The organism is Hungatella sp. (assembly GCF_046966825.1).
In genome coordinates, this window is sequence record NZ_JBKVCZ010000080.1 from 1 (window position 1) to 19,951 (window position 19,951).

The 19,951-nt window shown below is 51.6% G+C and carries 17 protein-coding genes; 13 read left to right on the top strand and 4 right to left on the bottom strand.

Features of this window, described 5'->3' with window-relative positions; genetic code table 11:
- The 8 genes from ACLTD4_RS21445 to ACLTD4_RS21480 form a co-directional block, all read left to right on the top strand.
- Positions 1 to 582, top strand: a 582-nt coding sequence (locus ACLTD4_RS21445) for a V0D/AC39 family V-type ATPase subunit (protein WP_412331548.1), incomplete at its 5' end; no start/stop codon positions are given.
- A gap of 15 nt (positions 583 to 597) precedes the next feature.
- The gene (locus ACLTD4_RS21450; RefSeq protein ID WP_055657677.1) at positions 598 to 2,526 is read left to right on the top strand and encodes a V-type ATP synthase subunit I; all 1,929 of its coding nucleotides are present in this window, start codon (positions 598 to 600) and stop codon (positions 2,524 to 2,526) included.
- A gap of 27 nt (positions 2,527 to 2,553) precedes the next feature.
- Positions 2,554 to 2,982: an ATP synthase subunit C gene (locus ACLTD4_RS21455; protein WP_002605353.1), complete on the top strand. Its 429-nt coding sequence runs from the start codon at positions 2,554 to 2,556 to the stop codon at positions 2,980 to 2,982.
- A gap of 3 nt (positions 2,983 to 2,985) precedes the next feature.
- Entirely contained in the window at positions 2,986 to 3,294 is a 309-nt protein-coding gene (locus ACLTD4_RS21460; protein WP_002605354.1) for a V-type ATP synthase subunit F, read from the top strand.
- A gap of 16 nt (positions 3,295 to 3,310) precedes the next feature.
- The gene (locus tag ACLTD4_RS21465) at positions 3,311 to 3,913 is read left to right on the top strand and encodes a V-type ATP synthase subunit E (RefSeq protein ID WP_002605355.1); all 603 of its coding nucleotides are present in this window, start codon (positions 3,311 to 3,313) and stop codon (positions 3,911 to 3,913) included.
- On the top strand, positions 3,906 to 5,672 hold the full coding sequence (locus tag ACLTD4_RS21470) for a V-type ATP synthase subunit A (RefSeq protein ID WP_029467019.1): 1,767 nt from the start codon (positions 3,906 to 3,908) through the stop codon (positions 5,670 to 5,672). Before ACLTD4_RS21465 ends, ACLTD4_RS21470 begins: the two co-directional genes overlap by 8 nt.
- Positions 5,673 to 5,686: 14 nt before the next feature.
- Positions 5,687 to 7,090, top strand: coding sequence for a V-type ATP synthase subunit B (locus tag ACLTD4_RS21475; protein ID WP_412331549.1), 1,404 nt, complete (start codon positions 5,687 to 5,689; stop codon positions 7,088 to 7,090).
- Positions 7,091 to 7,101: 11 nt separating this feature from the next.
- Positions 7,102 to 7,722, top strand: coding sequence for a V-type ATP synthase subunit D (locus ACLTD4_RS21480; RefSeq protein WP_025531253.1), 621 nt, complete (start codon positions 7,102 to 7,104; stop codon positions 7,720 to 7,722).
- Positions 7,723 to 7,804: 82 nt separating this feature from the next.
- Here the strand turns inward: ACLTD4_RS21480 and ACLTD4_RS21485 are convergent, their stop codons facing one another.
- The 3 genes from ACLTD4_RS21485 to ACLTD4_RS21495 all read right to left on the bottom strand — a co-directional run bounded on the left by ACLTD4_RS21485 (position 7,805) and on the right by ACLTD4_RS21495 (position 13,528).
- On the bottom strand, positions 7,805 to 11,608 hold the full coding sequence (locus ACLTD4_RS21485; RefSeq protein WP_117634131.1) for a diguanylate cyclase domain-containing protein: 3,804 nt from the start codon (positions 11,606 to 11,608) through the stop codon (positions 7,805 to 7,807).
- The gene (locus tag ACLTD4_RS21490; protein ID WP_242355365.1) at positions 11,605 to 11,994 is read right to left on the bottom strand and encodes an Hpt domain-containing protein; all 390 of its coding nucleotides are present in this window, start codon (positions 11,992 to 11,994) and stop codon (positions 11,605 to 11,607) included. The genes ACLTD4_RS21485 and ACLTD4_RS21490 overlap by 4 nt, the downstream gene beginning before the upstream one ends.
- Before the next feature lie 175 nt (positions 11,995 to 12,169).
- Positions 12,170 to 13,528 (bottom strand): citrate/2-methylcitrate synthase, encoded by a 1,359-nt coding sequence (locus ACLTD4_RS21495; RefSeq protein WP_002605361.1) that lies wholly within the window; start codon positions 13,526 to 13,528, stop codon positions 12,170 to 12,172.
- A 366-nt stretch (positions 13,529 to 13,894) separates the two neighbouring features.
- Here ACLTD4_RS21495 and ACLTD4_RS21500 point away from each other — a divergent pair, with 366 nt between their 5' ends.
- The 5 genes from ACLTD4_RS21500 (at position 13,895) to ACLTD4_RS21520 (ending at position 18,863) form a co-directional block, all read left to right on the top strand.
- Positions 13,895 to 14,545, top strand: a complete 651-nt coding sequence (locus ACLTD4_RS21500) for a trimeric intracellular cation channel family protein (protein WP_055657683.1) — start codon at positions 13,895 to 13,897, stop codon at positions 14,543 to 14,545.
- A gap of 29 nt (positions 14,546 to 14,574) precedes the next feature.
- Entirely contained in the window at positions 14,575 to 15,270 is a 696-nt protein-coding gene (locus ACLTD4_RS21505) for a TIGR01906 family membrane protein (RefSeq protein ID WP_117621868.1), read from the top strand.
- Between the two features lie 85 nt (positions 15,271 to 15,355).
- Positions 15,356 to 17,059 (top strand): serine hydrolase, encoded by a 1,704-nt coding sequence (locus ACLTD4_RS21510; protein WP_412331550.1) that lies wholly within the window; start codon positions 15,356 to 15,358, stop codon positions 17,057 to 17,059.
- A gap of 48 nt (positions 17,060 to 17,107) precedes the next feature.
- On the top strand, positions 17,108 to 18,160 hold the full coding sequence (locus ACLTD4_RS21515; protein WP_117621866.1) for an ATP-binding protein: 1,053 nt from the start codon (positions 17,108 to 17,110) through the stop codon (positions 18,158 to 18,160).
- Complete coding sequence (locus tag ACLTD4_RS21520; protein ID WP_002605366.1) at positions 18,153 to 18,863, top strand: response regulator; 711 nt, start codon at positions 18,153 to 18,155, stop codon at positions 18,861 to 18,863. The genes ACLTD4_RS21515 and ACLTD4_RS21520 overlap by 8 nt, the downstream gene beginning before the upstream one ends.
- Here the strand turns inward: ACLTD4_RS21520 and ACLTD4_RS21525 are convergent.
- Positions 18,860 to 19,852 carry a 3'-5' exonuclease gene (locus ACLTD4_RS21525; protein ID WP_117621865.1) on the bottom strand — a complete coding sequence of 331 codons (993 nt, stop codon included), beginning with the start codon at positions 19,850 to 19,852 and terminating at the stop codon, positions 18,860 to 18,862. The genes ACLTD4_RS21520 and ACLTD4_RS21525 overlap by 4 nt on opposite strands.
- Positions 19,853 to 19,951: the final 99 nt, after the last annotated feature.

The window sequence follows — 19,951 nt, forward strand, 5'->3', positions numbered from 1 at the left end:
ATCTATTACGATTTGCTGACCCATTTGGATGACGTGGAACATCCTTCCCTGTTTGATTACGAGATCCATCTGGATCTTTTGTATTTCAAAACCATCTGGAAGGTCAAGGGAAAGTATCTTTCCCGAAAAGAACAGAAGCTCCTCACTGACTGCTTCGGCAGCAAGCTGGACCTTTTAAATATTCAGTGGATTTACCGTTCAAAAAAATATTATAACCTGCAGCCGGCAGACATCTACGCACTGCTCATTCCCATCGAGTTCCATTTAAAGAAGGAGCAGATCACAAAGCTTGTGGAAGCCGGAACGCTGGATGAATTTTTCCATGCATTGCAGACGACGTACTATGGCAGACTGGAAGACATGGACTCCTCGGATAATACCGAGCTGGAGATGCTGGCCGAGGAAGTTCTGGGCAAGATCTACAGCGCCACCAGCCGCAAGAATCCATATTCCATCGCCACATTGAATTCATACCTCTATTTCAAGGAGGAGGAAATTCAGAAGATTATTACCGTCATAGAGAGTATCCGTTACGGCGTCAGCCCGGATGAAATTCTCTCCTATGTGGTAAAGAACCAGTAAAGGGGGTTATTATCCGTGATAGAAAAGATGAAGTTCTTAAGTATCACCGGGCCCAAAGAAGACATCGACCGGGTCATTGACACGTATTTGTCCAAATACGAGATTCATTTGGAAAATGCGCTGTCAGAATTAAAGACGGTAAAAGACTTAAGACCATATATTGAGATTAACCCGTACAGGGACACATACCAGCGTGCCGCCGAGCTGGTGGAACTGCTTCCGGCCTCAGCACCGAAGACCACATCCGCCGTAGTTTCCATTGAAGAGGCCATCGACACCATTAAGAAACTGGACACGACGATGACGGAGCTTACGGAAAAGGAGACTGTGCTCACCGGTGAACGCGATTCCTTCCAGGAATCCTTAGACAAGGTAGTTCCCTTTACGGGGCTTAACTATGATTTGAGTTCTATCCTGCATTTCAAATACATTAAATTCAGGTTCGGACGCATTTCCCATGAGTATTATAAGAAATTTGAAAGCTACGTTTACGACTCCATCGACACCGTGCTCTATAAGTGCCGTGAGGACGAGGAATACGTCTGGGTCGTTTATTTCGTGCCTGAGACCATTTCCAATCAGATCGATGCGATCTACTCCTCCATGCATTTCGAGCGGTTCTTCCTTCCGGATGAGTATGAAGGCACGCCGTTAGACGCCATACACACCCTGGAGGACAAGATCTCCGCGCTTCAGGCGGACATCGACGCGGTGCACAGTCAGATGGCCGAGGTACTGGGCAGCCAGCGCGATAAGCTTCTGGCCTCTTACGAGAAGCTTTCCACCTTCTCCACAAACTTCAACGTCAGGAAGCTGGCGGCCTGCACGAAGCAGAACATCAATACCTTCTACATTCTGTGCGGCTGGATGAGTGAAAAGGACGCCAAGGCGTTCCAGAAGGAGATATCGAACGACGAAAAGACCTTCTGCATCGTGGAGGATGACCACAACAACATCATTAGCAGACCTCCGACAAAGCTTCATAACCCGAAGCTGTTTAAGCCGTTTGAAATGTTTATCCAGATGTACGGCCTTCCGGCCTATAATGAGATCGATCCGACCATGCTGATCGGCATCACCTACTCCTTCCTCTTCGGCTTCATGTTCGGAGACGTGGGACAGGGACTCTGCCTCCTGCTCGGCGGCTTTTTGCTTTACCGGTTCAAGAAGGCGAATCTGGCGGCCATCATCTCCTGCTGCGGATTCTTCTCCACCATCTTCGGTTTTATGTTCGGAAGCGTATTCGGCTTCGAAACGATTATCGACGCCGTATGGCTGCGTCCCATGGAACACATGACAAATCTGCCGTTTATCGGCAAGCTGAACACGGTATTTATCGTGGCTGTCTCCATCGGCATGGGTATCATCCTGCTGACCATGGTGCTTAACATCATCAACAGCCTCCGGGATCACGATCCGGAAAAAACATGGTTTGACACCAACGGTGTGGCCGGCCTCGTCTTCTACGCGAGCCTGGTCCTCACAATCGTTTTATATATGACGGGCAATCCGGTACCGGCGACCGTTCTGTTAGTCATCATGTTCGGAATTCCGCTCCTCGTCATGTTCTTCAAGGAGCCGCTTACCCATGTGCTGGAAAAGAAGGCGCAGATCATGCCGGCCGGCAAGGGCATGTTTGTGGTTCAGGGATTTTTTGAACTGTTTGAAGTACTGCTCAGCTACTTCTCCAACACGCTTTCCTTCGTCCGAGTGGGCGCTTTCGCCGTGAGCCATGCGGCCATGATGGAGGTTGTTCTCATGCTGTCCGGCGCGGAAGCCGGTAATCCCAACTGGGCGATTGTCGTTCTCGGCAATCTGTTCGTGTGCGGCATGGAGGGCTTAATTGTGGGCATTCAGGTGCTCCGTCTTGAATATTACGAGCTGTTCAGCCGTTTCTACCGCGGAACAGGCCGTGCATTTAAACCATACGGAAAGACAAATTAAATAAAATTGATCAGGAGGTATCTTATTATGTCAACTTTAGTAAAAATAACCTTAGCAGCAGCTTTAATCTTAAGCATCGCAGTTCCTTTCGGCGCATTTGCCATGGGTGAAAAATCCAAAGGCCGTTACAAAAAGGCGCTGGGCGTTAATGCGTTCTTATTCTTCGGCACCCTGATGGTTTCCGCAGTCTTCATGTTCTCCGGCAGTGCGGCCGCCGCAGAACCGGCTGCAGCAGCTTCCGGTGTGGCAGGCATGGGATATTTAGCTGCCGCACTTTCTACAGGTCTGGCCTGCATCGGCGGTGGTATCGCCGTATCCGCAGCTGCTTCCGCAGCTCTTGGCGCCATCAGCGAAGATGGCTCCATCCTTGGTAAATCACTGATCTTCGTAGGTCTTGCCGAAGGTGTTTGTCTGTATGGTCTGATCATTTCTTTCATGATCTTAGGTAAGTTATAATCTATGAAAATGTATTTAATCAGCGACAACATCGATACCTGGACCGGCATGAGGCTGGCCGGGGTGGAAGGCGCTGTCGTCCATGAAAAGGCTGAGTTAAAACAGGAGCTGGATAAGGTCCTGGCCGACAAGGAGATCGGAATTGTTCTACTGACAGAAAAATTCGGACGGGAATTTCCGGACATCATCGACGATGTAAAGCTGAACCGGAAACTGCCGCTCATCATAGAAATCCCCGACCGCCATGGTACCGGCCGCAAGCCGAACTTTATCACGGATTATGTAAACGAAGCCATCGGATTAAAACTATAGGAAAGAGGTGGTCATCTTGACAACTGAGGAAAAATTACAGCATTTCCTGGATTTCTGCATGGAAGATGCGAGAAGCCGCAGTGCAAAGATGCTCGATGAATATACCGCCGCCCTGGAACAGACCTTTGCGGAGCATCAGGCAGATGCGAGGCGGAGAGCCGAACAGCAGGTGGAACTGGAAAGCGAACGGATCGAACACGAGACGAACAAGAAGCTTTCCCTGGAGCAGATTGGCATCAAACGGGAGCTCGGACATAAACAGGAAGAACTGAAAGACAAGATTTTTGTGGAGCTTAAAGATGTGCTGGAACAGTACATGGAAACTCCCGAATATACACAGCTTTTGGAGAAGCAGATCCGCCACGCCAGAGAATTCGCCGGAAATGAATTCTTTACCATTTACATTGATCCGGCGGACGAGACCAGGCTTAACCGGCTGGCGCTCCACAACAGCGCCGACATCCGCGTGAGCGAATACTCCTTCGGAGGCGGCACAAGGGCCGTCATCCCATCCCGGCATATCCTGATTGACGACTCCTTCCAGACAAAGCTGGAGGAGGCAAAACGGGACTTCCGTTTTAACTTAAAGGATCTGGAGGGAGGTATCACCAATGATTAATACTGGCACTATTTCCGGTATCAACGGCCCTGTCATCTATTTAAAGGGCGACCCCGGATTCAAAATGAATGAAATGGTTTACGTCGGCAAGGACAACTTAGTCGGCGAGGTTATCGGCCTCACCTCCGGACGCACCATCGTCCAGGTATACGAGGAAACCAGCGGATTAAAGCCGGGCGAGACAGTTACCTCATCCGGATCACCGGTTTCCGTAACGCTGGCGCCCGGTATCCTGAACAATATTTTCGACGGTATCGAGCGTCCCTTAACCGAGATCGCCAAGACCGGCGGCGCCTATATCGACCGCGGCGTCCATGTGGATTCCCTGGATGGCGGTAAGAAGTGGGAAACCCATATCACCGTAAAGAAGGGCGACCGTCTATTCCCGGGTTCCATCATCGCGGAGGTTCCAGAGACCCCGGCCATCGTGCACAAAGTCATGATTCCGCCGGACATGGAGGGCTACGTCCTCGATGTGGTATCCGATGGTTCCTACACGATTCACGATGAGATTTTAACGCTTCAGCTTCCGGATGGATCCGAGAAGAAGCTTACCATGACTCAGAAATGGCCGATCCGTGTTCCGAGGCCTACGTTAAAGAGATACCCGGCCTCCCGGCCGCTGATCACCGGTCAGCGTATCATCGACACCTTATTCCCGCTGGCAAAGGGCGGCACCGCCTGTATCCCCGGCGGATTCGGTACCGGAAAGACCATGACCCAGCATCAGATTGCCAAGTGGTCCGACGCAGATATCATCATCTACATCGGATGCGGCGAGCGGGGCAACGAGATGACCCAGGTTCTGGAGGAGTTCTCCGAACTGATCGACCCGCGTTCCGGCAATCCGTTAATGGACCGTACCACGCTGATCGCCAACACCTCCAACATGCCGGTTGCCGCCCGTGAAGCCAGCCTTTACTCCGGCTTAACGCTGGCGGAATACTACCGCGATATGGGCTATAACGTCGCCATCATGGCCGACTCCACATCGAGATGGGCGGAGGCCTTAAGAGAGCTCTCCGGACGTTTGGAGGAAATGCCCGCCGAGGAAGGTTTCCCGGCTTACCTTGCATCCCGCTTATCCGCGTTCTATGAGCGCGCCGGCATGATGCAGAACATGAATGGAACGGAAGGTTCCGTCACCATCATCGGCGCCGTATCCCCGCAGGGCGGCGACTTCTCCGAGCCGGTTACCCAGAACACCAAGCGTTTCGTCCGCTGCTTCTGGGGTCTGGACAGGAACCTGGCTAATGAGCGCCATTTCCCGGCGATCCACTGGCTGAGCAGCTACTCCGAGTATTTAACCGACTTAGCCCCATGGTACGTGGAAAATGTAGACAAGAAATTTGTGGACTACAGAAACCGCATCGTCTTTTTACTGACACAGGAGAGCAGCCTGATGGAGATCGTCAAGCTGATCGGCGGAGACATGCTTCCCGACGACCAGAAGCTGATTCTGGAGATCTCAAAGGTCATCCGGATCGGATTCCTTCAGCAGAATGCGTTCCACAAGGACGATACGTGCGTTCCAATGGAAAAGCAGTTTAAAATGATGGATTTAATCCTCTATCTCTATAAGAAATCCCGTTCCCTCGTCTCCATGGGCATGCCGATGTCCGTGCTCAAGGAAGACCCGATTTTCGATAAGATCATCTCCATCAAATACGATGTACCTAACGACAGACTCGACATGTTTGATGACTACAGGAAGCAGATTGATGCCTTCTATGAATCCGTCATCGAGCGCAACGCATAAGGAGGCGGCATAAGATGGCAATTGAATATTTAGGCTTAAGTGCTATTAACGGCCCCATGGTCGTTTTAGAGGGCGTCCAGGATGCGGCTTTCGATGAGATTGTGGAAATGACAGTAGAGGGACGCGATAAGAAGATCGGCCGTATCATCGAGGTCTACGAAGACAAGGCAATCATCCAGGTCTTCGAGGGAACGGAAGGACTGGCCTTAAGAAACGTTCATACCAGGCTGACCGGCCGTCCCATGGAGCTGGCTGTGTCCGAGGATATGCTGGGACGTACCTTCAACGGTGTCGGAGAACCCATCGACGGACTCGGCGACATCAGCTCCGATATCCGCCTGGATGTCAACGGCAAACCATTAAACCCGGTTACGAGAGAATATCCCCGTGACTATATCCGTACCGGTATCTCGGCCATCGACGGCCTTATGACACTGATCCGCGGCCAGAAGCTGCCGATCTTCTCCGGCAACGGACTTCCCCATGACGACCTGGCGGCTCAGATCGTAAAACAGGCATCCTTAGGGGACGACGCGCAGTCCAGTGAGAAGTTCGCAGTCGTATTTGCCGCCATGGGTGTAAAGTACGATGTGGTGAACTTCTTCCGCCGTACCTTCGAGGAAAGCGGTGTTTCCGACCACGTCGCCATGTTTATCAATCTGGCCAATGATCCGGTCGTTGAGCGTCTGATCACCCCGAAGGTGGCGCTGACGCTGGCTGAGTATCTGGCCTTTGAAAAGGGCATGCATATCCTGGTTATCTTAACGGATATGACGGCCTACGCGGAGGCGCTTCGTGAGGTATCCTCGTCCAAAGGCGAGATTCCCTCCCGAAAAGGCTATCCAGGCTACCTTTACAGCGAGCTGGCCGCCATCTATGAGCGCGCGGGCATCGTAAAGGGACGCCACGGCTCCGTGACCCAGATACCGATTCTCACCATGCCAAACGACGATATCACCCACCCGATCCCCGACCTTACGGGATATATCACAGAAGGGCAGATCGTTCTGGACCGCAGCTTATTCGGCCAGTCCATCTATCCGCCGATCAACGTACTGCCGTCCCTGAGCCGTCTGATGAAGGATGGCATCGGCGAAGGCTTTACGAGAGCGGACCATCAGGGTGTCGCAAACCAGCTGTTCTCCTGTTATGCCAAGGTGGGCGATGCAAGAGCGCTGGCATCCGTTATCGGTGAAGACGAGTTATCTCCGATCGATAAGAAATATCTGGTATTCGGCAAGGAATTCGAACGCCGCTTCGTCGGCCAGGGAAACCATGCCAATCGTAATATTATAGAGACGCTGACCATCGGCTGGGAGCTCTTAGGACTTCTCCCGAGAGCAGAACTCGACCGTATCGACACCAAGGTACTGGATCAGTACTATAAGCCGACAACCGCAGAAGCTTCCGAAGAATAGGAGGGACGCGTATGGACCCGAATACATTTCCCACAAAGGGTAATTTAATTCTCGCCAAGAGTTCCCTCACGCTGGCCCGTCAGGGATATGAGCTTATGGATAAAAAGCGGAATATCTTAATCAAGGAACTGATGGGTCTGATCGAGGAAGCCAAGGGAATCCAGTCCGAGATCGACACCACCTTCACAGCGGCCTACAGGGCCCTTCAGAAGGCCAATATCGAGCTGGGTATCAATTATGTGCAGGACATCGCCGCGGCCGTCCCTGTAGACGATACGGTGCGTATCAAGACCCGCAGCATCATGGGTACGGAGATTCCACTCGTCCAGCACGAGGAAAAGCCGTTAAATCTGACGTATGCCTACTACAGCACAAAGGAATCCTTAGATGAGGCCAGATACCACTTTGAAAAGGTGAAGGAGCTTACGGTAAAGCTGTCCATGGTGGAAAACTCCGCATACCGCCTGGCAAACAGCATCAAGCGGACACAGAAGCGCGCCAACGCGCTTAAGAACATCACGATCCCACGCTACGAGGCGCTCACCAGAAACATTACAAACGCGCTGGAAGAAAAGGACCGCGAGGAGTTTACAAGGCTGAAGGTTATTAAGAGAAATAAGACCAGCGCCTGATTCAGCGGACAAAATAAACGTATTTAAAAACACCGCACAGGCAGACCTGATTTGTAATCATGATCTGCCTGTGCGGTATTATTTATCTGTCTTCCAGGTTGAGAAGCGTAACCCCTTCCACCGCCTCCCCCACCTTATACGGTGAGATATCATGGCAGGCCAGAAGAAACGCGTCCCTGTCCCCCCACCGGATCCGTGAGGAGTCAGCCAGCGTCCAGACCTTCAGCACCGGATTATAGATTTCCATCGCGCTGCTGCCCTTTCCCGCGCATTCCCTGACCGGACAGCGCTCACAGGGCTTGTCCCGGTGAAAAAACGCGTCGTAGCAGCAAATACCCAGTCTGGATTCCGGCGCCAGCCGGTGCGTCTTTTCATTTATATAACGCAGTTCATACGTATCCCCGTCGATCACATAGATCCAGGAGTTCTGGTTGTTTAAAACGCGCTCCAGATTCTGCATGGATTCCCGAACCCGGTCCTCGGCCCTCTTCTTTAGGAGGAAGGTGGACACCATTTTCGACAGGAACACGAGACAGTCCACCTGCTCCTGCGTCCAGATTCTCGCCGTCCCACACTCATCAAAGCCTACGAACCCCTTAAAAACACCATCCGCGGTAATTGAGCACTGGAGCACGGAAGCAATTCCCTGATCTGCAAGCAGGCACTGCAGCTCCGGCGTCAGCTCTGTAATATCAAGGCAGTAGAACACGCCCTCTTCATTAAAGTTATCCCTGTAGTCACCGCCCATATCGCCATAGGAGAGGTTCCGCAGTTCATCTCTCTGCGGCCGTATCCCTTCCCTGCACCATTCAAACGTGTTGGTGCAGCGTTCCTCGCTGTCGGCACAGTTTTCAAATATATAGACACGGCTGACGTGAAACAGTCTTCCCGTCATCTCAAGAATGGAATTCATAGCCTGGTCGAAATCCGCCGCATCATACAGTTCCTGAAAGGTCATGCTGATCACTCTGGCCACGGTAGCCTGCCCTCTCTGCTCCGCGCTCTCCCGCTCATCCTCTGGCCTGTCCGCCTCCTCTTTGAATTCAAAGGCCGTATTCACAGCAGACTTACAATACTGCATACAGCGGTTCTTTCCCTCCAGCTTCGCCTGATATAAGGCTGCGTCACTGTTCTGAAAGAGACTCTGGAAGTCACTGCCGTCCTCCGGGCTGTAAGCGATACCGATACTGCACGAAAATGGAACATCCTTAAGATTACTTTTAAACATGGTCTGAAATGAAGCCATCAGCCGCTCCGCCCGTTCCATTGCAATCTCATGCTTTCCAATTCCGGGCATAAAGACCATAAACTCATCACCGCCGATGCGCGATACGATGTCGCAGTCCCGGAAATGCGACGATATCCTGGAAGCCATCTCCGTCAGCACGGCGTCGCCAAACATATGGCCGTACCGGTCATTCACCAGCTTAAAATTATCTACATCTATCATAAGCATGGCCGAACACTCTCTTCCCTGGCTCAACTCTAAAAAGCGGTTGATCTTATGTCTGGCCGCCCGTTTATTATACAGCTTCGTCAGAACATCGCGCTCCGCCCGGTCTATTAATTTCTCCGTAGCCCGCTTCTCACCGTCGATGTCTGTAATGATGCCGACGACCGCCCTCGGTTTCCCCGCCGTATCAAACTGAGTCGTGGCCCGCACTCTGCACCAGCAGTACCGCCCCTCGGAATTTGCAAGCCGGAATTCCACCTCGCCGAACGGCCTTCCTGTCATCATATCATTGGTAAACTTAAGCACATCCGGAATGTCATCCGGGTTAATATGGGAGGCAAAGGGCAGACGGCGGCTGATTCCGTCCAGGATGGGCTGATATCCGTATTTATGTTCCCAATTGCTGGAATACGAGATCTCATCCGTCGCAATTTCCCACTCGAAGATCACGTCCTTCGTCTGATCCAGTATGATCTTGTAGCGTTCTACCGACATCTGCAGCTCTTCCATGGCCTTATGCGACTGGGTAACATCCACCAGAAGCGTATAGATATACTCCAGCCCGTCCTCTTCTGTCACGAGAATGCTCCGGTCCATCACCCAGATCAGCTTTCCTTCCTCGGTGACCAGCCGGTATTCCAGCTCCGTGATACGGCCCTCCTCCAGCTGCGACACCATCTCCTGGCTCACCCGGTCCCTGTCTGCCGGGAAGATGATCTCCAGATAGCGGTTATGGTATTTTTCACTGAGGTCCTGCTCTGTGCAGCAGATTAAGTCACACAGTCCTTTTCCGTTGTCCGCCAGCGTGTACCATTTATCATTTCTGCACTTCACGACACCACCGGCCAGGCGGTTGATAACGGTTCCCCGGTACATGCCTTCCTTCATCGTGCCTGGCAGCAATTCCTCCTGCTGCTCATCCGATGCCCGGTGCCAGACCAGCATCGCCTTTTTCTGACCCGGATTGCCGATATCGACCCGCAGAAGGGTGGCATAGCACCAGTAATAGGCGCCCGTCGTCTGATCCAGCACCCGGTATTTCCTCGTCCGCTTCATAAGGCCATCCGAGAAGAACTGTGTCATGTAATCTCCCAGGAGTCCCAGGACAGTGCCTCTGTCATCGGGATAGACCGATCCCTGCGCAAACGCTCTCACCGAATCTTCAAACCGGCTCCCCGAGCGAAGCAGTTCAAAATCGCGGTTAGGCATGTAGACGACGTGGTAAATCCCTGTGTTCAAATCCACCTCCATAACCGTGGAATCCACATACCGCAGCAGCGTTAAATACTTCATCTGTCCCTGCTCCATGGTATTGACCGCATCGATTGTCTCAGGCTTTCTCAGTTCTTTCCTCTCCGGCTTAAACTTCGGGCCGACGCCGTCCGCATAAGCCCTGGACAGCGCTGCAAAATCCTCACGTACATTCTTAAAGCACTCCAGCAGCCGTGGGGAAAACTCGCCGCACTCCCCGTTTAGAATCATGTTGAACGCCTGCTCCGCCGGAAGCGCCTTTTTATAGACCCGGTCCGTCGTCAGCGCATCGTAACAGTCGGCGATGGCCACGACCTGCGCGCAGATCGGGATATTGTCGCCCTTTAAGCCATCCGGATATCCTTTTCCGTTCCAGCGCTCATGGTGGTAGCGGCAGATATTATAAGCATAGCCAATATACTCCTTATCGTTCATGCGCTCCAGACCGGAAAGCATCTCACACCCCTTTGTGGTGTGAGTCTTCATCACTTCAAACTCCTCCCTCGTCAAGGGCCCCGGCTTGTTTAATATAGAGTCGGGAATCGCAATCTTGCCGATGTCGTGCATCGAGGAGGCATCCGCGATAATCTCTATGGTTCTGCTGTCTAAATTATACTCCTGGTAGGCCTTCGCCACATCCTCCAGAAGGATCTTGGTAAACATGCGGATTCTGCGTATGTGCTGTCCTGATTCCACACTCCGGTACTCTATGATAGAGGAAAGGGCGTCGATCATGATGGCGTTGGACTCCCTTAAACTGGCCGACTGCTCCTCCACCAGTTCCTCCAGATGGAGCTTGTGGCGGCACAGCTCCACTGCATTTTGTACCCTTCTCTTCACTACATGGGGTTCAAATGGCTTCATGATAATATCGGCCGCTCCCAGGTCAAAGGCCCGGACCTCACTTTCCGCCGTATCATCAGAAGTGATAACAATTACGGGTATGCGCGACACAAGACCGCTTTTTCCCATCTCCTCCATGACCTCATAGCCGTCTTTAACCGGCATGACCAGGTCCAGCAGCATGGCTGCCACGTGTTCCTCATACTCATGAAGAAGAAGCAGAGCCTGTTCACCGTTTTCCGCTTCCAGAAGATTATACTGGCGTTCAAACAGGCTTCTCAGGATTGCGCGGTTTACCTCCATGTCATCCACAATCAGAAGGGTATCACGCTTTTTCATCCACCGATTCCCTCCATACTGTTAATTGCTTCGCAGACCTTCCCGTAATACTCCTTCACAGCCGGATACGCAGCTAAAGCGCCTTCCATACTGTTACTTCTCAGCTGAACGACCATCTCGGCGCAGGCTTTCATCAAACCGTTAAGGCCCAGATTTCCCGCAACTCCCTTTAACGTGTGGGCTGCCATCAGCATCTCCTGGCTGTCCCCCGCCTCGACCGCATCTCCGATCTTTTTAAAATTATCATCCTGGAGGAACTTCCCCAGAAATTTTTCATACAGTGCGCTGTTTCCGCAAAAACGGGCCAGCGCTCCCTCCACGTCCACCTCTGCTTCCTTTATCTTTAACAACGTTTCCTCTGTCATCCTCTGTACCTCTCTTTCCATATCCGTTCCGCCGTCCCGGTCCTGCTCCTTCGGGTCAATAGTAGTTTTATTATAGCGCTTTCAGGTACAAAACTCAATGAAATCCTGTCCTGCAGGCAATTAAAAACGGCCGCAGACCAGCGGGATCCTCTCCGCAGTCTGCAGCCGTTTTATATCATATCTTAATATTCAATTCCTATCTCTCATCCAGGCGTGAATACTCTTCTTCCATCATCACGCTGGTATAGGCCGGACGGATGATCTTATCCATGTTGATCAGCTCCTCAATCCGGTGAGCGCTCCAGCCAACGATTCTGGCAATTGCGAAGATCGGAGTGAACAATTCCTTCGGAATATCCAGCATGCTGTAAACAAAGCCGCTGTAGAAGTCCACATTGGCGCTGACGCCCTTGTAAATCTTTCTCTCATCGGCGATTACCTGCGGCGCCAGACGCTCGATCATGGAATATAAGTTAAAGTCATCCATGCGTCCCTTCTCTTCGGACAGCTGATGTACAAAGCCCTTGAAGATCTCGGCACGCGGATCGGACTTGGAATATACGGCGTGACCCATGCCGTAGATTAAGCCCTTCTTATCAAATGCTTCTTTATGTAACAGTCTTCTTAAATAGAATTCTACTTCTTCCTCGTCCTTTAAATCATGAACTTCCTTCCGCAGGTCTTCCATCATCTCAACGACCTTGATGTTGGCGCCGCCGTGTTTCGGTCCCTTTAAGGAAGCCAGTGCCGCCGCTACCACCGAATACGTGTCCGTACCGGAGGATGTGACGACGTGTGTTGTGAATGTGGAGTTGTTGCCGCCGCCGTGTTCCATATGGAGAATCAGTGCCAGATCCAGCACGTGGGCCTCCACCATGGAGTAATTCTTATCCGGACGGAGCAGACGCAGCAGATTCTCAGCCGTGGACAGATTCTCATCCGGACGGTGGATATACATGCTCTCGTCACACTCATAATGATTATAAGCGTGGTAACTGTATACGGCTAACATCGGCATGACGCTGATTAACATCAGGCTCTGACGCAACACGTTTGGAACGGAGATATCGCTGGCCATATCATCGTAGGAGGAAAGCGTTAAGATGCTTCTTGCCAGGCAGGACATCATATCCTTGCTTGGAGCCTTCATGACCACGTCCCTGACAAAGTTTGTAGGCAGGGTACGGCTGTAGGCGAGTGTCTGGGAAAAGCGTTCCATCTGTTCCTTATTCGGCAGTTCGCCAAACAGAAGCAGATAGGCGATCTCTTCATATCCAAAACGGCTGTCCTTCACCACGCCCCCTACCAGGTCATAGATATTATAACCACGGTAGAATAGCTGGCCCTCACACGGCATCTTTACGCCATCCACAGTCTTGCTGGACAAAATCTTTGACACCTTCGTAAGACCTGCCACAACACCGTTGCCGTTCTTATCTCTGAGCCCTCGTTTTACGTCATATTTTTCATATAACCCCAAGTCGATCCTCTCATCGTTTAAACAGATACTGGACCACTCATCAACATTTTTTACAAACTCTTTCTGATCAATCATGCAAACACCTCTTTCTTAAAAATTAATGATTAAGTTCCGCCGCTTTCCCGGAAGTCCTCCGGCACGATCCCATGCCTTCGGCCCCCTTGGGCCTTCGTTAGATATGGTCACCTCCCAATTGTTCACTTTTGAACTGTTTCACTTTCAATAATAAATAATTTTCCGAAAAAATGCAAGCAAAATATTTTAAATTTATCAATTTTTTACATTTAGTCCAATAACACTATACCACTTTACCTTGTTAAAAACAAGAAAATACTTTTTTCCGTTCCTTCATATTTATTGACAAAATTCGAACAGAAACGTATACTTTTGTTGATTCACCGTACAAAATGCTTAATATAGAACATTCGGGGGTTTTTGAATATGGAACTGCAGTTGTCGTTACTATTTTTCGTGGAAGCGGTCGGGACGATCGCCTTTGCCTCTTCCGGAGCCATGGTGGCCATCAAAAAGCAGCTTGATCTTCTGGGAGTCATCGTTCTCGGCGTCACCACAGCCGTAGGCGGCGGAATGCTGCGGGATATCATTATCGGAAACGTGCCGCCAAATCTCTTTAAGGACCCGGTTTATGTATTACTTGCCTTCATTACGGTCATGATACTGTTTGTTATTGTACGACGCAACCAGATGATTCTGGCCAGCCGCTCCATCGAAATGTATGAGAAAGTCATGAACATCTTCGACGCCGTCGGCCTGGGCGCCTTCACTGTGGTAGGCATTGACACCGCGGTGCTGGCCGGCTACGGGCGCTACCATTTTCTGATTATCTTTCTCGGTGTGATCACCGGGGTGGGCGGCGGACTCTTAAGAGATATCATGGCCGGTGAGACGCCTTATATACTGAGGAAACACGTCTACGCCTCCGCTTCCATCACAGGAGCGGTTCTCTACGCGTATCTTCAGGACTACATGAACAATGACGCCGCCATGCTGATCGGCGCCGGCTCCGTCATCCTGATCCGGATTCTGGCCACCCGCTACTGCTGGAATCTGCCGACGGCCACGAAAAAATAACCGTTACACCATTTACAGGAGGACTTACTATGAAAACACTGATCCATTACGCCGCAGGCATCATCTTCTCTCTCTGCCTGATGGTTACGCTTTTAATCACTTCGGTGGAGGCGGTCGTCTACTGGACACCCGGCTATTTTGAGAAGGAATACGCGAAATACAACGTCACCGAAGCGGTGGACATGACAATGGAAGACTTGCTCGATGTGACGGACCAGATGATGGCCTATCTGCGCGGAAAACGGGCTGATCTCCATGTAGACACCACCATGGGCGGCGTTTCACGGGAATTTTTCAATGAGCGGGAAATCGCCCATATGGAGGATGTCCGCGGACTCTTCTTAGACGCGCTCGCCATCCGCCGCGGCTGCCTGCTTCTTATGACTCTCTGCATCATCATCCTGTTCCTGCTGAAAGCCGACTTTAAGCGGGTATTCCCGAAATCGGTCTGTCTGGGGACCGGTCTGTTCTTCGGCATCACCGCAATCCTCGCAGCCATTATTTCCACGGATTTCTCGAAATATTTCATCATGTTCCATCACATCTTTTTCCGCAACGATTTATGGATTCTGGACCCTGCCACAGATATGCTGATCAATATCGTACCGGAGGGATTTTTCAGCGACACGGTGCTCCATATTGGAATCACCTTCTTTCTCTGTGTCGTTATTGTCTTCGGTCTGGCCCTCTTTTTCCTTAGAAAATCAAAGAAAAATAACGTTTGAACCTTTACTTGTTACAGGAAATAACCTATACTGTAAAGTGGACCTTTTTATGAAACCGAATGAAAATACGGAGAGATTACACGATATGACGCAATTGATAAAACGAATGTCGGCGTTCCTCTTATGTCTGATGCTCCTTATGGGCGCATTTACGGAAACTGCACTGGCGGCCCCTGACTGGCCCTCCGGTGTTTCCGTTCAGGCGGAAAGCGGTATCGTCATAGACGCGGACACCGGAACCGTACTTTGGGGACAAAATATTCACAACCAGTATTTTCCGGCCAGTATTACGAAGATTATGACGGCTCTGATCGTCATTGAAAAATGCAGCCTCGATGAAACCGTCACCTTCTCCCACAACGCGGTCTTTAACGTGGAAGCGGGAAGCAGCAATGCGGGGATCAACGAGGGGGACAAGCTTTCCGTCAAGGACTGCCTCTACGCCCTGCTTTTAAAATCGGCCAACGAATCGGCCAACGCCCTTGCGGAGCATGTGGCCGGAAGTACGGAAGCGTTTGCAGAAATGATGAATGCAAAGGCGAAGGAACTGGGCTGCACCGACACCCATTTCGCCAACCCCAGCGGTTTAAACAACCCGGAACACTATACTTCCACATACGACATGGCATTAATCGCCAGAGCTGCCTTTTTAAATCCCACCTTCGAGGAAATCGATTCCACCACCTATTATAAGCTTCCGCCGAATTCCATCACCCCGGAAGGTCTGACCATCTATCCGGGCCATAAGATGCTTAAGAAGAGTACGCCATACTACTATCCCGGCATCGTGGGCGGCAAGACCGGCTACACCACACTGGCGGGCAACACGCTGGTTACCTGTGCCAAAAAGAACGGTTTAAAGCTTATTGCCGTCATCCTCAAGGGATCGACGCCTCAGTACTGGACCGATACAAAGAATCTGCTGGACTTTGGATTCCAGAACTTTGTCTCCGTCCGCGCGGCAGATCACGAGACGAAATACAGCCCCGTAAGCAGTGATTTGACCTTCGGCGGCCTCACCCTGGATAAGCCCGCGGCGCTCATTTTAGATCCTGACGGACGGATCATTCTTCCGAAAACGGCCGAATTTTCCGATGCCGAGGCAACGCTCAGCTACGACATCTCAGACAGCGACCCAGATAACGCGGTTGCCAAAATCTGCTACCGTTACAATGAACGCCAGATCGGCTGTACCTATCTGGAGACCAACCAGGCACTGTTTGAAAGCGCCGCGTCCTCCCATCAGGTTCCGGCCGCCCTCAAGGAAGGCGAATCCGCGGCAGGAGCCGGGCAAACTGCGGATGGATCCGGACAAACTGCGGATGGCTCCAGTCAGAGTGCTGCCGGTTCGGAGAACTCCGGCGCCCAGACAGAAGCGGCCGCACCCGATACAGCCAGCAGCGGAGAGAACGGCGGAGCCGCCGCACCGTCATCAGACGGAACCGGTGCTCCGGAGGGAGTGAACCCTCAGGGCGAGACAGAGCTTCCAAAAGAGACGGAGGATTACAGAGAAAAGGCATTAAGGCCCTTTGAGATACCGGTCATCGCCTGGATCATTCTCGGCAGTGTCGCCGGCGTCGTGCTCCTTGGCGCGCTCATCGCCTTCCTGATCCTCAGAAAGAACAGGGAGGCCCAGGAATACCATTTCCGTCATGAACAGAGGTTAAAACGTCTGCAGGATTCCGGCGTATCCGCCGATGAATTCAACAACCTGATGGAACAGAGGCGCAGCGCCTACACGTCCAAACGAAAGAAAGGCCGCGGAAACCGGCATTTAAAATTCAAATAATCCGCGGAAAGGCAGTAAAAGACAATGAGGATAAAAAGACAAGGCAAGATGCCAAAAGAAGATCTAATCCGGAATATCGTCGTCACATCGGTTTTCCTGCTTGCCGCTACCACCTGCTCCGCCCTTTTTCTCTTTATCGGGGGAAACCGGACGAATGTGGGGATCGTCTTCATGCTGGCGGTCATGCTGACGGCGCGCTACACCGACGGCTATGTACCCGGAATCGTAGCCTCCGTTTTCGGTGTTATCTGTGTGAATTACGTGTTTACGTATCCGTTTATGGAACTGGATTTTACACTGGATGGCTATCCGGTAACCTTCATTGCCATGCTTCTGATCTCCGGTATTACAAGCACCACCACCACCCATTTAAAAGAGCAGAACCACATCCTGATGGAGGCCGAAAAGGAGACGATGCGGGCCAACTTGCTGAGAGCTGTCTCCCATGACCTGCGGACTCCTCTGACCGGCATCATCGGCGCCAGCAGCGCCTACCTGGAAAACAGGGACCATATGACAGAGGACGAAAAGACCGTCATGGTGTCCAACATCAACGAGGATGCCAACTGGCTCCTCAACATGGTGGAGAATCTGCTCAGCGTCACCAGAATCCGCGATACCGAGACCCAGGTGACGAAATCCTCAGAACCGCTGGAGGAGGTGGCCTCAGAGGCGGTACAGCGGTTTCACAAGCGCCTACCCGACGCTACCGTTCATGTCACCGTACCGGATGAATTCATCATGGTGCCCATGGACGCCACCCTGATCGAGCAGGTTATCATAAACCTGCTGGAAAACGCAGTCTATCACTCGCACTCGGATGAACCCATCGACTTTAATATCACCGTTCACGACGGTCTGGCCTGGTTCGACATCACGGATCACGGCACCGGAATTCCGCCGGAGCGGCTGGACACACTGTTTGACGGCTACACGCCATCCCCGAACAGCAGCGGAGATTCCCACAAAGGAATGGGGATCGGGCTGTCCATCTGCAAGACCATTATTACCGCCCACGGCGGCACCATAACAGCCGCAAATGAAAAACAGGGAGCCCGGTTCACATTTACGTTACCGTTAGGAGAAGATATCTATGAGTAAGTTAACGATCGTTATTATAGAAGATGAGAAGAACATACTGAGTTTTATCGAGGCGGCACTGGAGACTCATGATTACAAGGTACTCACCGCCGTCAGCGGAAAAGAGGGCCTGTCTCTGATCAACGCCTGCTGCCCGGACATGATCCTTCTGGATCTGGGGCTGCCCGACCTGGATGGAATCGACATCATCAAGAATGTGCGCAGCTGGTCCAACATTCCGATCATCGTCATATCCGCAAGAACCCAGGAGCAGGAAAAGGTCGCGGCCCTGGATTTCGGCGCAGACGACTACATTACGAAGCCCTTCGGCACCAGCGAGCTTCTGGCGCGCATCCGCACCGCGCTTCGCCACGGCAAGCCAACCGTCAGCACCGGGGATGGAACTCTTGTTCAGCCGCCGTACCGCAGCGGGGATCTGGTCATCGATTTTGACAAACGCCTCGTCACGCTTAAGGATAAGGAAGTCCACTTAACCCAAATTGAGTACAAGCTGGTCTCCCTGCTGGCCGAGCAGTCCGGGAAAGTTCTCACCTATGATTACATCATCAGCAGAATCTGGGGTCCATTTGCGGACAGCAACAATCAGATCCTGCGGGTCAACATGGCTCATATCCGCAGAAAGCTGGAGATCAATCCTGCGGAACCTCAATATATTTATACAGAAATAGGCGTTGGATACAGAATGCGGGAAAGCGAAAATTAATCGCTTCCCCGCATTTTTATATTCGTCTTCTGTTTTCTGTGCTTCGTTTTTTCAATGCGCTTCTTCTTCGCTTCTTCCTTCTTCTCGCTGATCTGGCGCGCCCCCTCCTCGTCTACCAGCTTCATGGTCTTTACGGCGTAGACTCGTCCGTCGTCACTGCGCTTCATGCGGATCTTCCCTTTTAAGTATCCGTGCTCCGGGCAGACACCCAGGGCAAAGTAAAACTTCTGATTCACAGAGAACCAGCGGACCTTCTTTCTGAGCATACGGTTGCAGCGGTAACAGATTAAATCGGTGACCGTCTTGTCCGCAATCGCCTCCTCTTTCGTCTCAAATGTCCTTGAAATGTATTTAGAGTATCCGGGAAATATGAGGTAGACCTCCTCTTCCTTACTCTCAGGAAGCCGGTAATAATCGGTGGACCAGTATTCCATCACCCGCTCAAAGTCCATGGCTGCCATGACACGCCCCGTGTAATGGGCATCGTCAAGCGCGCGATGGAAGGGACGGTCTTCCATGATTCCCAGTTCCCGGGCCGTGATATCCAGCGACTGCTTCTGTTTTCCGTCTCCCTGAAGAAGGCTGTAGAGCTTCTGGACATCGTAATAGAGAAGGGGCTTGTCGAATGGAATCTCCACGCCGTAATACGCCATGTTTCTCTGCAGCTCCGTCAAGTCCATGGACCCCCAGGTACAGAACACGCAGTCGTCCCCGCACCATTCGAGAAAGTCCCTGATGACAGCCACAAACGTCTCACCGTTGCGTTCCAGCTCGGCCATGTCCATATGGGTTACCTCGGAGATCCGGTAGTGCATTTGCGGATAGACCCGCGGCCGGATCAGACGGCAAAACTGCCCGGTCTCCTGAAACGCTTCATCCAGGCGGACCGCTCCGATTTCTATAATTTCAAAAGGAAAATGGTCAATCGTCCCCTCTTTTCCGTCAGGGCTCTGATTCCATTCCAAATCCAGTACAATATAATTCTTCATAAAATTCTCCTTTGTGCTATTATATGATAGTTTATCCATTCATACAAGTTCATGCCTCCTATTTCAAACAATTATTTTTTGCTTAATAACGGTCATTAT

Bases quoted from the DNA above. Each gene is read 5' to 3' on its own strand.
- ACLTD4_RS21455 (WP_002605353.1), top strand. From the start codon at position 2,554: ATGTCAACTTTAGTAAAAATAACCTTAGCAGCAGCTTTAATCTTAAGC.
- ACLTD4_RS21460 (WP_002605354.1), top strand. From the start codon at position 2,986: ATGAAAATGTATTTAATCAGCGACAACATCGATACCTGGACCGGCATG.
- ACLTD4_RS21470 (WP_029467019.1), top strand. From the start codon at position 3,906: ATGATTAATACTGGCACTATTTCCGGTATCAACGGCCCTGTCATCTAT.
- ACLTD4_RS21475 (WP_412331549.1), top strand. From the start codon at position 5,687: ATGGCAATTGAATATTTAGGCTTAAGTGCTATTAACGGCCCCATGGTC.
- ACLTD4_RS21480 (WP_025531253.1), top strand. From the start codon at position 7,102: ATGGACCCGAATACATTTCCCACAAAGGGTAATTTAATTCTCGCCAAG.
- ACLTD4_RS21485 (WP_117634131.1), bottom strand. From the start codon at position 11,608: ATGAAAAAGCGTGATACCCTTCTGATTGTGGATGACATGGAGGTAAAC.
- ACLTD4_RS21490 (WP_242355365.1), bottom strand. From the start codon at position 11,994: ATGGAAAGAGAGGTACAGAGGATGACAGAGGAAACGTTGTTAAAGATA.
- ACLTD4_RS21495 (WP_002605361.1), bottom strand. From the start codon at position 13,528: ATGATTGATCAGAAAGAGTTTGTAAAAAATGTTGATGAGTGGTCCAGT.
- ACLTD4_RS21500 (WP_055657683.1), top strand. From the start codon at position 13,895: ATGGAACTGCAGTTGTCGTTACTATTTTTCGTGGAAGCGGTCGGGACG.
- ACLTD4_RS21505 (WP_117621868.1), top strand. From the start codon at position 14,575: ATGAAAACACTGATCCATTACGCCGCAGGCATCATCTTCTCTCTCTGC.
- ACLTD4_RS21510 (WP_412331550.1), top strand. From the start codon at position 15,356: ATGACGCAATTGATAAAACGAATGTCGGCGTTCCTCTTATGTCTGATG.
- ACLTD4_RS21515 (WP_117621866.1), top strand. From the start codon at position 17,108: ATGCCAAAAGAAGATCTAATCCGGAATATCGTCGTCACATCGGTTTTC.
- ACLTD4_RS21520 (WP_002605366.1), top strand. From the start codon at position 18,153: ATGAGTAAGTTAACGATCGTTATTATAGAAGATGAGAAGAACATACTG.
- ACLTD4_RS21525 (WP_117621865.1), bottom strand. From the start codon at position 19,852: ATGAAGAATTATATTGTACTGGATTTGGAATGGAATCAGAGCCCTGAC.